16 protein-coding genes are annotated in these 12,825 nt (G+C 35.8%); 12 read left to right on the top strand and 4 right to left on the bottom strand.

Translation table 11 applies throughout. The features are described 5' to 3' along the window. The first annotated feature begins 209 nt into the window (after positions 1–209). Together IQ237_RS19530 and IQ237_RS19535 are read left to right on the top strand one after the other, a co-directional pair. Positions 210–785, top strand: coding sequence for a Uma2 family endonuclease (locus IQ237_RS19530; RefSeq protein ID WP_194058176.1), 576 nt, complete (start codon positions 210–212; stop codon positions 783–785). A gap of 25 nt (positions 786–810) precedes the next feature. Then, complete coding sequence (locus tag IQ237_RS19535) at positions 811–927, top strand: type II toxin-antitoxin system VapB family antitoxin (protein WP_194058178.1); 117 nt, start codon at positions 811–813, stop codon at positions 925–927. A gap of 191 nt (positions 928–1,118) precedes the next feature. Here IQ237_RS19535 and IQ237_RS26925 read toward each other — a convergent pair whose 3' ends face one another. Both IQ237_RS26925 and IQ237_RS19545 read right to left on the bottom strand, forming a co-directional pair. Further along, entirely contained in the window at positions 1,119–1,574 is a 456-nt protein-coding gene (locus IQ237_RS26925) for a DUF3368 domain-containing protein (protein ID WP_194058180.1), read from the bottom strand. Further along, positions 1,571–1,789 carry a UPF0175 family protein gene (locus IQ237_RS19545; RefSeq protein WP_194058182.1) on the bottom strand — a complete coding sequence of 73 codons (219 nt, stop codon included), beginning with the start codon at positions 1,787–1,789 and terminating at the stop codon, positions 1,571–1,573. The genes IQ237_RS26925 and IQ237_RS19545 overlap by 4 nt, the downstream gene beginning before the upstream one ends. Positions 1,790–1,921: 132 nt before the next feature. Between IQ237_RS19545 and pheT the strand changes: the two genes are divergently transcribed. The 10 genes from pheT to IQ237_RS19595 all read left to right on the top strand — a co-directional run bounded on the left by pheT (position 1,922) and on the right by IQ237_RS19595 (position 10,021). Then, complete coding sequence (gene pheT, locus IQ237_RS19550) at positions 1,922–4,357, top strand: phenylalanine--tRNA ligase subunit beta (RefSeq protein ID WP_194058184.1); 2,436 nt, start codon at positions 1,922–1,924, stop codon at positions 4,355–4,357. 427 nt (positions 4,358–4,784) lie between these two features. Beyond that, positions 4,785–5,027 carry a hypothetical protein gene (locus IQ237_RS19555; RefSeq protein WP_194058186.1) on the top strand — a complete coding sequence of 81 codons (243 nt, stop codon included), beginning with the start codon at positions 4,785–4,787 and terminating at the stop codon, positions 5,025–5,027. Positions 5,028–5,586: 559 nt separating this feature from the next. Beyond that, a complete protein-coding gene (locus tag IQ237_RS19560; RefSeq protein ID WP_194058188.1) occupies positions 5,587–5,826 on the top strand; it encodes a hypothetical protein in 240 nt (79 codons plus the stop codon). A 61-nt stretch (positions 5,827–5,887) separates the two neighbouring features. After that, positions 5,888–6,127 carry a hypothetical protein gene (locus IQ237_RS19565; protein WP_194058190.1) on the top strand — a complete coding sequence of 80 codons (240 nt, stop codon included), beginning with the start codon at positions 5,888–5,890 and terminating at the stop codon, positions 6,125–6,127. A 61-nt stretch (positions 6,128–6,188) separates the two neighbouring features. Continuing rightward, a complete protein-coding gene (locus IQ237_RS19570; protein ID WP_194058192.1) occupies positions 6,189–6,428 on the top strand; it encodes a hypothetical protein in 240 nt (79 codons plus the stop codon). A gap of 61 nt (positions 6,429–6,489) precedes the next feature. Further along, complete coding sequence (locus tag IQ237_RS19575; protein WP_194058194.1) at positions 6,490–6,720, top strand: hypothetical protein; 231 nt, start codon at positions 6,490–6,492, stop codon at positions 6,718–6,720. A gap of 156 nt (positions 6,721–6,876) precedes the next feature. Then, on the top strand, positions 6,877–7,146 hold the full coding sequence (locus IQ237_RS19580) for a hypothetical protein (RefSeq protein ID WP_194058196.1): 270 nt from the start codon (positions 6,877–6,879) through the stop codon (positions 7,144–7,146). A gap of 92 nt (positions 7,147–7,238) precedes the next feature. Beyond that, complete coding sequence (locus IQ237_RS19585) at positions 7,239–8,441, top strand: phosphotransferase (protein WP_194058198.1); 1,203 nt, start codon at positions 7,239–7,241, stop codon at positions 8,439–8,441. 75 nt (positions 8,442–8,516) lie between these two features. Beyond that, positions 8,517–9,614, top strand: a complete 1,098-nt coding sequence (locus IQ237_RS19590; RefSeq protein WP_194058200.1) for a T3SS effector HopA1 family protein — start codon at positions 8,517–8,519, stop codon at positions 9,612–9,614. A gap of 104 nt (positions 9,615–9,718) precedes the next feature. After that, a complete protein-coding gene (locus IQ237_RS19595; protein WP_194058202.1) occupies positions 9,719–10,021 on the top strand; it encodes a HetP family heterocyst commitment protein in 303 nt (100 codons plus the stop codon). 167 nt (positions 10,022–10,188) lie between these two features. On the opposite strand, the gene IQ237_RS19600 is transcribed toward IQ237_RS19595, so the two are convergent. Both IQ237_RS19600 and IQ237_RS19605 read right to left on the bottom strand, forming a co-directional pair. Next, positions 10,189–10,989, bottom strand: coding sequence for a peptidylprolyl isomerase (locus tag IQ237_RS19600; protein ID WP_194058204.1), 801 nt, complete (start codon positions 10,987–10,989; stop codon positions 10,189–10,191). A 79-nt stretch (positions 10,990–11,068) separates the two neighbouring features. Next, complete coding sequence (locus tag IQ237_RS19605) at positions 11,069–12,595, bottom strand: HlyD family efflux transporter periplasmic adaptor subunit (protein WP_194058206.1); 1,527 nt, start codon at positions 12,593–12,595, stop codon at positions 11,069–11,071. Between the last annotated feature and the right edge of the window lie 230 nt (positions 12,596–12,825).

Below are 12,825 nucleotides of genomic sequence, written 5' to 3' on the forward strand. Positions count from 1 at the left end.
TCGCTCTAGCTAACCCTAGTCATGATTAATTACTGATAAAATACCTGTTTTCATCCTGTAAATCCTCAAATCCTGGAAATCCTGATTTCGACAATACAGAAAAATACCTGTTTTCATCCTGTAAATCCTTTAATCCTGGACATCCTGATTCTGACAAATTCCTTAACTAGAAACTTACATTATAGTCACTCCATCACCCAATATTGACAATGACAGCCATAACCATTAACTTAAACCCTATTGTCAGATTTACCGATGATCAATTTTATCAACTATGTCGGGAAAATCCTGATGTGAAATTTGAACGCAACGCAAAAGGAGAACTATTAGTTATGTCACCCACTGGAGGAGAAACAGGAAGAAGTAATTTTGAAATTGGAATTGATTTTGGTGTTTGGAATCGTCAAAATAAACTAGGAGTGTGTTTTGATTCTTCCACCTGTTTTAAACTGCCTAATGGTGCAAATCGCTCTCCAGATGTTGCATGGATTAAAAAAGAAAGATGGGATAATTTAACTCCAGAAGAAAAAACTAAATTTCCTCCCATTGCTCCAGATTTTGTTTTAGAATTAATGTCACCTACAGATAGCTTGCAAGAAACACAAAATAAGATGCAAGAATATATGGAAAATGGGGTAAAATTAGGTTGGTTAATAAATCCTAAGACGCAGCAAGTAGAAATTTATCGTTTAGGTAAACCAGTGGAAATATTAGCCGAACCTTTAGAATTATCAGGGGAAGATATTTTACCCGGATTTATTTTGAATATGGCAATAGTTTGGTAAATGAAACTTTAGAGAAACATACAATATGATAACAAATTTAGAAATAGACGAAAACTTAATCAAAGAAGTCTTAGAACTGAGTGGTTATAGTGATCAAAGTGCTGTAATTGCAAAAGCTTTAAAACAGCAAGAAATTATATAGGAATAATATTTGATATCTGAAATTGTTTGCGTAGTCAGATAAAACGCAAAAGGTAAGATACAAAAGGGTTTCAGAAAATTTAGGTGTACGGATTTTTTTCAAAAATCAAATATGAGTCCTATAGAACTATTTCGTATAATTGAATATGAAGATGATTATGACTAGAAACAACAGCGCAAAAGTTGTAATTATTATAATTCTCCCGCTAAAATTAAAGCTTTTTGAATTAAAGCAGGTGCTATCCGAAAATTAACAGATTCTAGTGACATGATCACTGGTTTAACTTCCGAAATCACACCTTTTTCTTTAGCACGTAGTAACATTCCTAGTGTACCTATAACTTTTAAACCCATTTGTTGAGCAATACGACGAGCATTACGTTCATCTATAATTAAAAAAACATCTCCTAATTCTATTGCTAGTGCTATAGCTTCCGCTTCTCCTGGATCAAGTTGGGTTTTTAAAGCAGCAATTAAAGCTAAATTAGCTACTGATTGAACTATTGGCCAATCTGCATTAATACCTACTTCTTGCTGTACAGCTAATGGTATGAATATAGAAGAGAAAACCTGTGGTAATATTTCTAAACGTCCTATTCTTTCTAAACCAATCAAACAGGTGCTATTAGTAACAGCAACTTCACTCACAGATTCATCTCCTGTTCTAGTTCTTCAGGTGGATAATTAATTACAGGAACTCCCATTTTTCCCAGTAACTCTATATATGTACTCTTAGAATAACCTGCTAGTTTAGCAGCTTGTCCTAAAGATAATTTACCAGATTCAAATAATTTAACTGTCAACAATAGTTGTGCTTCATCAAGAGAAATATTTGCAGGTAATTCCAGCCTAAGCTCATTCATAATTCTTCGCTGATAATAATTTGGTTAACCATATCTTGAACTTTAGCATACACAGCCAAATATCCTAAAAATTATCATAAAATTAATTATAAAATTAAAGCAAAACACAAATCCAAACACAACGACAACTAAATGCGTATCTCTTTCAATTGGTTACGGGAACTCGTAGAAATTAACCAAACTCCAGAAGAACTAGCCCACACCTTGACAATGGCAGGGTTTGAGGTTGAAGATATAGAAGATCGACGCACTTGGGCGGATGGCGTTGTGATCGGTAAAGTGCTGCAACGGGAACAGCACCCCAACGCGGATAAACTGAGTGTCTGTACAGTAGATGTAGGTGCAGAGGAAACATTAAACATTGTTTGTGGTGCGTCTAATGTCCGCGCAGATATTTATGTACCAGTTGCAACGAAAGGTACTTACTTACCCAAAATTGACTTAAAAATTAAACCCACAAAACTTAGAGGTGTACCCTCAAACGGGATGATCTGTTCTTTAAAAGAACTAGGTTTACCGACTGATGTAGACGGGATTCATATTTTCACAGAAGAAAATCTCACCTTGGGTAGTGATGTACGTCCTTTTCTGGGTTTAGAAGATGTCATTTTAGATGTCACCGCAACCGCTAACCGTGCAGATGCTTTATCTATGGTGGGTATTGCGCGAGAAGTTGCAGCTTTAACCGGTGGAAAGTTATCTATTCCTCAACCTTCAGCAGTTACAATTAATAATAATCCTGGAAATTTAAGCTTGAAGATTTCCGAAAATAAAGCTTGTCCTGCATACATTGGAACTGTTGTTGAAAATATCAAAATTGCCCCTTCTCCTGAGTGGTTAAAACAAAAATTACTTGCTGCGGGAGTTCGTCCCATTAATAATGTGGTAGATATCACAAATTATGTGTTATTAGAATGGGGACAACCGTTACACGCTTTTGATCAAGAAAGATTAAAATCTGTAGCTGGTGGTGAAAATTTAACCATTGGTGTCTGCTTTGCTGAAAGTGGGGAAACTATCAAAACTTTAGATGGACAAACCCGCAATTTATCTACCCAAAATTTATTAATTACTGCTAATAACAAAGCTGTTGCTTTAGCAGGAGTAATGGGTGGTGAAGAAACCGAAGTTTATGAAGGTACAACCAGTTTAGTTTTAGAAGCGGCGTTATTTGATTCTGTGGCTATTCGTCGTTCTTCTCGCGGTGTGGGTTTAAGAAGTGAAGCTTCGGGACGATATGAAAGAGGTGTAAATCGAGCAGAATTAGAAACTGCTTGTAACCGCGCTTTATCCCTAATTCAAGAATTAGCAAATGGGGTGATTGTGCAACAGGAAATAGTTGATAATCGTCCTGATGCTGCTACCTGGACACATTCTATTGTTTTGCGGTTAAATAGAATTAATGAAGTGCTAGGTCCAATTGATTTAGGATTAGAAACTGGAGAATTAGAAGCAGCAGATGTAGAAAGAATTTTGACTGCTTTGGGATGTGAATTAACTGATAATAATGACCGCACTTGGACGGTAAAAGTACCACCCTATCGTTACCGTGATTTAGAACGGGAAATTGATTTAATTGAAGAAATTGCCCGTCTTTATGGTTATGATAATTTCGTGGATACTTTGCCAGAAAAAACCGAACCAGGTTATTTACCTTTAGATCAAGAATTACTGCGAAAAATTCGCTCTTATTTACGGGGTGAAGGTTTAACAGAATTAATGCAATATTCTTTAGTTAAACCAGGGGAAGATAAACAAATTGTTTTGAGTAACCCTTTATTTGCAGAGTATTCAGCTTTGCGGACTGATTTGATTTCTGGATTGATTGATGCTTTTCAATACAATTTAGAACAAGGAAATGGGGCGTTAAATGGTTTTGAAATCGGGCGCATTTTCTGGCAAGAAGAAGAAGGGTTAGATGAAGCTGAAGCGTTAGCTGGGATTATGGGTGGTGATACTAGCATTGGTAAATGGTCCAGTGGTGGACGTGAACAACCAATGACTTGGTTTGAAGCGAAAGGTATTTTAGAAAATGTCTTTCAACAATTTAGTTTAGAGGTAGAATTTCAACCAGAAAATAGAGATTCCCGGTTACATCCAGGAAGGACTGCTTCTTTATGGTTGGGTGGTAATAGACTGGGAACTTTTGGACAAGTTCACCCCCAACTAAGAAGGGAAAAAGGTTTACCAGATGCGGTTTATGTGTTCCAGTTAAGTTTGGATACTTTGTTAAATGCACTGGATAATGATGATTTACTAATTCCCAAGTTTCAATCCTATTCTACCTATCCAGCTAGTGATAGAGATTTGGCATTTTTTGCACCTGTGAAAGTCACAGTTTCCGAACTGGAAAAAGTGATTAACAAAGCTGGGAAAGGGTTGTTAGAATCGGTGGAAGTCTTTGATGAATACAGGGGTGAAAATGTTCCTGCTGGTCAAAGAAGTTTAGCTTTTCGTTTAGTTTATCGTGCTGGCGATCGCACTCTCACTGATAATGAAGTTGAACCTGTACATAATAAAGTGCGAGAAGCTTTAGTAGAAAAATTCGGTGTGAGTTTGAGAAGTTAATTTATCACAGGCCGCTGATAACGATACCTTGAGCATACATAGGGCATTGGGCATGGATAATAAAACCAATGCCCTATTTCATTGTGATCATGGGCGCTCTCATCTCCTGTGCTGTCTTCCGGGGGGAATAGGTTGAAAACCCTATTTAAGCTGTTAGGCAGCTAAATTTTATCATCCTAATCTAGTTAAGTCTTGTGGTGCGGGCATCTTGCCCGCTAGACTTATACAAATTAAATACACAACAGCTTAATAGAAAATTGCATTTCTCAAAAACTATCAGTTTGCTAGACAAAACTCATGAAATTCTGTCTGGAAAATGGCTCTCAAAATCTTGACTTGATCAGATATAAGTTCACAATATAAGCAAGGGAATTTAAAATTTTAACTCAGTTCTATTCAAACCAGTATTTCAGGAGGCGATCCAAAAATGGGCATAAAAATTTATGACCTCTACCTTAATCATGATGCACAGTTTATTCAGGAAGCAACTCCTGGGGAAATGATCAATATCAAAGGTGGTTTTGGTAGAAGAAGAAGGAGAAATCCAAGCACAACATTAGAAAGTAGTGATATTTCCGCGCTAATGGAAGACATAAATACTAATCTCGATAGATGGAGAATGGACATTGACACCACACTTGAGGACTTGAGACAGTCAATCAATTTTTAACAGATTGGCTGGGTAATTTAACCATAGTTTCCATATTCGTGTGTTTTCTGTTTAGGAATAGATAACGCACGATTTTTTATGCTATTTTCAAAATCATCACACCAGATAGGATAATTGATTTTTGTTTATCTATCCTGGACTTACTCAATCAAGATTGGACTAAAAACCTAATTCTTGGTAGGGGTAATTCATGAATTACCCTTACTTTCATTCTTTTTTGTGTAAGTCCTGATATAGCTGTAAACAGAGTATTTAGGACATCTTCTGTAGGGTTTTAGCATTTGCTAAACCCCTACTATATCTGTGAAATCTTATGGTTTACTTACAGCATTTCCAATCTGAATGTTGACTTGAAAAGTCATGTAACTCAAAAATTAATCAGCTATAAAAAAGACATAAATTCATGATTAATGTCTGATCAACCCAGTTCAAACCCTTGATTTTTCAAATTTTCTTCAATAAAAATAGGAGTATCGGTTGAGCAAAGAAAAACTTAACCGCTCCCACAAATTCTCATCATTGTTCTAATCACTGAGAACAAGTCTTTTAGGAGGAAATTATGGCTAGTATCAAACTCTCTGAATTGCAAGCAACTGGTTCTGAATTATTCCAAGATTCCGAAAGCTTTCTTAACGAAATGAGCGATGTTAATTCCATTGCTGTTTATGGTGGATATTCTGGTAGCAGCGTGAGTGATATGTCCACACTCACAAAATTAGCTGAAGCTTTTGTGAATACCTATGGTATTGCTCATATCGCTTACTTAGCTAAGTCCTACAGCGACAAGGGCTACTGGTAATTTTATAGTTCCCCATCGTGCAATTTTTAATCACTGAGAACAAGTCTTTTAGGAGGAAATTATGGCTAGTATCAAACTATCTGAATTGCAAGTAACTGGTTCTGAATTATTCCAAGATTCCGAAAGCTTTCTTAACGAAATGAGCGATGTTAATTCCATTGCTGTTTATGGTGGATATTCTGGTAGCAACGTGAGTGATATGTCCACACTCACAAAATTAGCTGAAGCTTTTGTGAATACCTATGGTATTGGACATATCGGTTACTTAGCTAAGTCCTACAGCGACAAGGGCTACTGGTAATTTTGTAGTTCCCCATCGTGCAATTTTTAATCACTGAAAACAAGTCTTTGAAGAGGAAATTATGGCTAGTATCAAACTATCTGAATTGCAAGTAACTGGTTCTGAATTATTCCAAGATTCCGAAAGTTTTCTCAACGAAATGAGCGATGTTAATTCCATTGCTGTTTATGGTGGATATACTGGTAGCAACGTGAGTGATATGTCCACACTCACAAAATTAGCTGAAGCTTTTGTGAATACCTATGGTATTGCTCATATCGGTTACTTAGCTAAGTCCTACAGCGACAAGGGCTACTGGTAATTTTGTAGTTCCCCATCGTGCAATTTTTAATCACTGAAAACAAGTCTTTGAGGAGGAAATTATGGCTAGTATCAAACTATCTGAATTGCAAGTAACTGGTTCTGAATTATTCCAAGATTCCGAAAGCTTTCTTAATGAAATGAGCGATGCTAATTCTGTTTATGGTGGATATGACAGCAATGTGAGTGATATCTCAACACTCACAAAATTAGCGGAAGCTTTTGTAAATACCTATGGTATTGGACATATTGGTTACTTAGCTAAGTCCTACAGCGGAAAAGGCTACTGGTAGTTTTGTAGTTTTGTAGTGAACGACTGAGTTAAATGGCTCTCCTGGGATTAACGGTAAAAGTAATTTATGTAATTAACATAAGTTGACTATTTTACCAATAAACCAGGAGAGCCAATAAAAAAATCAACAAAATCTAATTTTTACAACATTAAATAAATGGCACGAATTATTATTGCTGACCTGCATCCTATGGATTCAGAAGGATTTCTCAATGAAGTCAATAATCAGGATTCTCAAGCAGTATTTGGTGGTGTAGATGGTTCTAGTTCTCAAATTCTAAATTTTGGTGTTAAGACTCTTGAATTTATGCTTGTAATTGCGGCTATTGATGCTATTTCATTTTTAACGAGTTCATTCATAAACACAGATTATGAATTTAGTAGTAGAGACTTGTCATTAGAAAGTATGTACAATATTCAAGAATAAAAATAATTTTTAAATGCGAAAGCAAAAATAAGGAGATTTCTGGAAATTTATCAAATTTTATTGATTAAAAGTTTTTCATTTTCATTAAAGCTATGCCATTTCTTTTAAGTTCTCAAAACGTTTTTTCTTATCTCATTTCCCACGGACTTTGTACTCAAGCAGAACAGTCATTGAGTAAAATTGAGTTAAAATCTGCCAAAAATTTTAATTTATTAGTTAGCTTGCCCGATGGTAGTCAATTGTTGGTAAAACAAGAACGTCTTAACCGAGAAGGTAGAACTCGTGGTGAGTTTTTAGATGAATGGCAAGTTCATGATTTTTTCCAAACCTTCCCAGAAGTCAGTCATCTACGCTCATCTGTATCAGAAGTAATTCATTTTGATGCTGAAAATTCCATCATTGTTTTTAATTATCTCAATAACTATCGGGATGTAGCAGAATTTTATGCTAAGGAGAATTTATTCCCGACTAAAATTGCTCGCTCAATAGGAGAAAATTTAGCTTCAATTCATCGTTTAACTTTAGACCGTCAAGAGTATCAGCAATTTTTACAAAATTCTGAAGTGATCACACAAACAAGTTCTCAGATGAATGGGGGAGTAAATAGAATTACACCAGAAGTATTTGGTCACGTTACATCTGATGGGTTGAAATTCTTTGCACTTTATCAACGTTACGATAATTTAGGAAAAGCGATCGCCAATTTGAAAGAGGCTTTTCATCCTTGTTGTTTAACTCACAATGATCTCAAACTTAACAATATTTTGCTTTCTTTAGATTGGGAAACAGCAGCAGAAAGAGAAATATCTTCAGAATTTTTCTTGCCTGATCAACATGATAAAATTATTCGTTTAATTGACTGGGAACGTGGTTCTTGGGGAGATCCAGCCAACGATTTAGGATCAATAATTGCTAGTTATTTACAAATTTGGCTATATAGTATGGTAGCTAGTAGAACCATGCCCATTGAAGAATCTTTACGTTTAGCGGCAATTCCTTTACATCTAATACAGCCTTCCATAGCAGAATTAATGGCTACTTATTTAGCTAACTTTCCCGAAATTTTAGAGCGTAGTCCTGAGTTTTTACAACGAGTTGTGCAATTTACCGGTTTTTCTTTAATTACATCTATTCAAGCTAAATTGCAACATGAAAGAACCTTTGGTAATTCGGGTATCTGCATTCTTCAAGTCGCCAAAAGCTTATTGTGTCGTCCTCAAGCATCTATGACCACAATTTTTGGCATGGAAGCCTCAGAATTGATACCTACCAGTTTATCAATGACTGTCGCTTGATACGATTTTAGATTTTGGATTTTAGATTTTGGATTTTGTTCTGTTCCCTGTTCTCTACACCCCTCACTAGAAACTATGCAACTATTAGATTCGGTACAATCTCAACTTGCAGAACTGCCCCAGCAATTGCAGACATCACTAGAAGATATTGTCAATAACATTAAAATTGAATCTCACCACTGTATCAAGCATCCAAAGTACAAATCTTTAGAATTGCCAGAGTCAGTAATCCCTCGCTTTGAAAAGTTACCATTGGAGATGCAGCAACAGCACTTAAAGTTACAATTGCGTAATTTTATATACAGTGCTTATTATAACGTTGCCACAAAACCTGATCAAAATCCTGATGACGAGGAAAGCAATAGTAAAGTAAACCAAAATCTTGAAAATAATAGTTTATTCGGAGTGGATTTAGAATTCTATGATCTTTTGCATACCAGGAACAAAAGTCAAGGCTACTGGAGTCATAGCTGGCAGGTAGTCAGGGAAGAAACAGATGGCACTTTGGCAGTCCATAAAAATGGGTTAACACTGCACGTTGATCCTAATTTGCATCTGTTACCAACAAAGCAAAAATTAACTGTTGGTAAGTTTGTATCTATTAAAATGCCGAAGAATTTGGTGCAGAAGGGATTTTATATGGCCGTAGCAAATGCAGGTTCTCAAAATAATCATGAGATTACGCGAATTTACTTTAACTTAACACCTGAAGGGGCAGCAGCCGTAATGGAAAGTTTAACAGAAGCACTAAATAATATCGACATTTCATTTTCGTTTAAAGCACTATATAATCCTGCCGATTATCGACGTTATGACTCAGCCGTGCTTTACTTTAACAAAGGCAAATATGAGCTAGTTCACCCAATATTACCAAGAATATATGAGGAAAATAAATCCTATTTTCAAGAGCAAGTACCTTTGTTTACTAAGTTATTAGCACCGGGGTTAGCTTGCGCTGAAGAACCAGAGCAAAAATTTGGTGAGCAGGAAAGTTTTGGTACTCATCGCTGTCAAATTATTGCTAATGGTTTAATAGCAGCTTGGCAGCAAGGTGATCATAGCCCAGAAGGTCGTATGACATCTATTTTTAAGCAATTTTCTGCGATGAAAATTGACTTACAAAGTCCTTATCTTAATCCCCGTTCTCAGGATATTTACACTCCTTTGTTTTAGTTGCACTTAAGCTTTTAGCATTTAGCCCAGATGCTAAATGCTGAGGATTTTAGCATTAGTACCGTTGATAAATTTGTTTGGCTTCTCATTTTAGAGGTAATGGTATGATTCAAGAAAATTTTGAGCAGAATCAAGAATTAGATAAGATATTTAAAGACGCACAGTTTCAACAAATTATCAAAGCTATTATCCTTGGTAAATATGCCTGGGCTTGCATTTTATTTCTCCACTTTGCTGGATGCGACCCTCTAGACTATATACCCCATGAAATTTATAGTCAATTAATCCAAGATAACTATATTTTTAATGGAGATAAGCAGCATTTACAGCAGGATAGAAAATTAAAATTTTCTGGTTTAAAGGTAAATTGGGGTAAATTTACGAGCAGTAAACATAGCCCAAATTAAATTTTGGTTACTCATAAATATATCCCCGACTTCTTTGAGAGGTTGGGGATATTAACATGAACATTAAAGTTCAGTTAAGCCTATTTCTCGCAATTAATAAAAAGCCAGATACAAATCATAGGTTTTCAATTCTTTACTCATGGGTTGTTTTGTTATTTATAATTGCCTTAGCTGGCTTCGCTGAATATTTGTGGAGAAGATTTTTGTGGAGAAGATTGATAATTTTTATCTTCTTCTAAATTGGCTTTTATTTCTAATGTTTTCACTTGTTGTTTTAACCAATTTGTAAATAAATCGCCCATGATTTTCACCCGCATCTGTTCATTTAACTGGGGTTTAATAATTTCCTCTACCATAATGATATGCGCTCCTTGAGATGTAATGATTGGTTTGAGAATTTGGGGGGGGTTGGCTGCAAAAATAGCGGCGGCTATTTCTGGTCTAAAATCACTGCGTTGGCGCATACCTTGATATCCTCCAGCACGACGAATTTCGGGAGTTTGAATATATTGACGAGCAATTTGGTGGAAACTGATTTCACCTTCTTGCAAAGCATAAAATATTTCTAAAGCTAAATCTTCATCATCTAATATCACTTCATAAGTTACTGCGGCGGTGTAGTCGAGTTGGTGAGCATAAAAAAATGGTTCAACTTTATCTGCAAATAAATGCTCGGCTAATTTTGCAGATACTAAGTTAGTATGAGCGATTTCTTCAAAGTTATCCAAGGAAAGATAATGTTTATTTAACCATGCCCAAGTGTCTTCTGCTTTAATCAGTTTGTTGGCTAAACGTAGGCTATCGGCTGCTTGTTGTAGTTCTTCTGTTGTGATGGTAATATCTTCTTTGATAGCAGTATCCGCAATTATTTTTCTAGTGGCGATCGCTTCTAGTACATTAGGAATTTGGCAAGATATTTTAACATGGTAAAGAATATCCTCAGAAGAAACGCTGATAAATTTTGACATCTTCTAATTCTCCATTATTAATAATTGAGGAGTCAGGAGTAGTTTTACTCTTGACTCCTGACTCCTGACTCCTACTATATTAAAGGTCTAAACCATTCTTTTGCAGCTTTTTGAACGGATCTAAAATAAAGTCAATAACGCGACGTTGACGCACAATAACTTCTGCGGTTGCGGTTTGACCTGGTGTTAAAGGAATACGTTTGTTACCAGCTTGAATATAAGGTTGTTCCAAGGCAATTTCTAACTCATAAGTTTCTAAGCGAGTGGGGCTATTTTCTGGAATTTTAGCATCAGGTGAAATCCAGGTAACACGCCCTTGCGTCACACCATATTCCTGGAAAGGATAAGCATCAAACTTGATTTTTACTGGCATTCCTACCTTCACAAAACCACTTTGTTGACTGGGCATTTGTGCTTTCAAAATTAAAGTAGCACCTTTGGGGGCAATTTGCGCCAGCATCTGTCCTGTTTGCACAACAGCACCGGGTTTTTTTACAGGTAATTCAAAGATTGTGCCATCAATAGGCGATCGCACAACTCGTTGTTGTAATTGCAATTCCAATGATTTAATTTGACTCTTGGTTTGAGTAATTTCTGATTTAACTGAAGTAATTTGTGTTTGTAAATCTTTCAGTTGTTCCTGATTTTTCAACAATGTTAATTTACCTGCTTGTACAACACTTTGATAGCTACTTTCCTGTTCTTGTAAACGCAGTTTTGCTTGTTCAATATCTGACTTTGCTTGAGTCATAATTGAGTTATATCGGCTGACTTCTTCCTGAAGACGCAACTGAGATTGTTTAATATTAGCTTTAGTTTCTTCTCCCAACCTTTGACTTTCTTCTGCTGTTTTTTCTATTTCCACAAATCTAATTTGAGGAATTACACCTTGCTTTAAAAGTTGACGATAGCGTGCAACTTCTAATAAATCTCGACTTAAACGACTTTTAGCTAAACTATGGGCAATTTGGGTAGAATTGATGCTCTGTTTTGCTTGTTCAATTTGAGCGAGTCTTTCCCATTGTTGCAGATTATATGCACTTTGTTTAGCAGCCAAGTTTTCTCTTGCTTGATTAACTTGAGCGAGTTTTTCTAATTGTTGGGATTGGTTTTGTTGTTCTTGGATATTTATCGCCAGTAATACTTGATTTTTGAGTAATTCTAATTGAGCTTGGCGATTAACTAAACCTTCTAATTTGGCGTGGGTTTGTTGCAGTTCTGTTCGCAAAACTTCAGAATCTATTTCTACTAAAACCTGTCCAGCTTGAACTGTTGCACCTTCTTGAACATTGACAGCAATAACACTACCAGTAACTGCACTATCTAATGTTTGGGTTGCACCTTTTGGTTCTATTCTACCACTAGCATTTCCAGTTTCATCAACTTGAGAAAACATTGTCCAAGGTAAGGCTATTGCTGTAAAACTAACTAGTAAATAGAGCATTGAGCGTGTCCAGGCTTTAGGTAAAGCATCTAATAATTCTTCTGTACCATAAAACCAATCTTTTTCTGTAGTTGCTGTCTGTTTTTCCTGTTGAATATCAGTAGAATGAGTTTGTCCTGATATCAAAACCGCTGAGGATGAATTGTAAGTTGATTGTGGCATACTTTAATTGTTTTTCAGATTCTCAGGTAAAAAATGATTTTTTTAAGTAAGAATTCAGGAGTCAGAAGTAGGGGCAATCCTTCCGTGGTTGCCCAACTTGAATCCTTACTTTTTTAAAGCCAAGTTATATGAAAAAGCCCTATGATTTGTAACTAGATTCAGTTGAAAATTCAACATACATATTAGAGACGTTGTATGCAACGTCTCTTGATTTATATTGAAGATTAAGG

This window comes from Sphaerospermopsis sp. LEGE 08334, assembly GCF_015207205.1.
Lineage (GTDB): Bacteria > Cyanobacteriota > Cyanobacteriia > Cyanobacteriales > Nostocaceae > Sphaerospermopsis.

Coding starts and splice junctions, on each gene's coding strand:
- IQ237_RS19530 (WP_194058176.1), top strand. CDS start 210: ATGACAGCCATAACCATTAACTTAAACCCTATTGTCAGATTTACCGAT.
- IQ237_RS19535 (WP_194058178.1), top strand. CDS start 811: ATGATAACAAATTTAGAAATAGACGAAAACTTAATCAAAGAAGTCTTA.
- IQ237_RS19545 (WP_194058182.1), bottom strand. CDS start 1,789: ATGAATGAGCTTAGGCTGGAATTACCTGCAAATATTTCTCTTGATGAA.
- pheT (WP_194058184.1), top strand. CDS start 1,922: ATGCGTATCTCTTTCAATTGGTTACGGGAACTCGTAGAAATTAACCAA.
- IQ237_RS19555 (WP_194058186.1), top strand. CDS start 4,785: ATGGGCATAAAAATTTATGACCTCTACCTTAATCATGATGCACAGTTT.
- IQ237_RS19560 (WP_194058188.1), top strand. CDS start 5,587: ATGGCTAGTATCAAACTCTCTGAATTGCAAGCAACTGGTTCTGAATTA.
- IQ237_RS19565 (WP_194058190.1), top strand. CDS start 5,888: ATGGCTAGTATCAAACTATCTGAATTGCAAGTAACTGGTTCTGAATTA.
- IQ237_RS19570 (WP_194058192.1), top strand. CDS start 6,189: ATGGCTAGTATCAAACTATCTGAATTGCAAGTAACTGGTTCTGAATTA.
- IQ237_RS19575 (WP_194058194.1), top strand. CDS start 6,490: ATGGCTAGTATCAAACTATCTGAATTGCAAGTAACTGGTTCTGAATTA.
- IQ237_RS19580 (WP_194058196.1), top strand. CDS start 6,877: ATGGCACGAATTATTATTGCTGACCTGCATCCTATGGATTCAGAAGGA.
- IQ237_RS19585 (WP_194058198.1), top strand. CDS start 7,239: ATGCCATTTCTTTTAAGTTCTCAAAACGTTTTTTCTTATCTCATTTCC.
- IQ237_RS19590 (WP_194058200.1), top strand. CDS start 8,517: ATGCAACTATTAGATTCGGTACAATCTCAACTTGCAGAACTGCCCCAG.
- IQ237_RS19595 (WP_194058202.1), top strand. CDS start 9,719: ATGATTCAAGAAAATTTTGAGCAGAATCAAGAATTAGATAAGATATTT.
- IQ237_RS19600 (WP_194058204.1), bottom strand. CDS start 10,989: ATGTCAAAATTTATCAGCGTTTCTTCTGAGGATATTCTTTACCATGTT.
- IQ237_RS19605 (WP_194058206.1), bottom strand. CDS start 12,595: ATGCCACAATCAACTTACAATTCATCCTCAGCGGTTTTGATATCAGGA.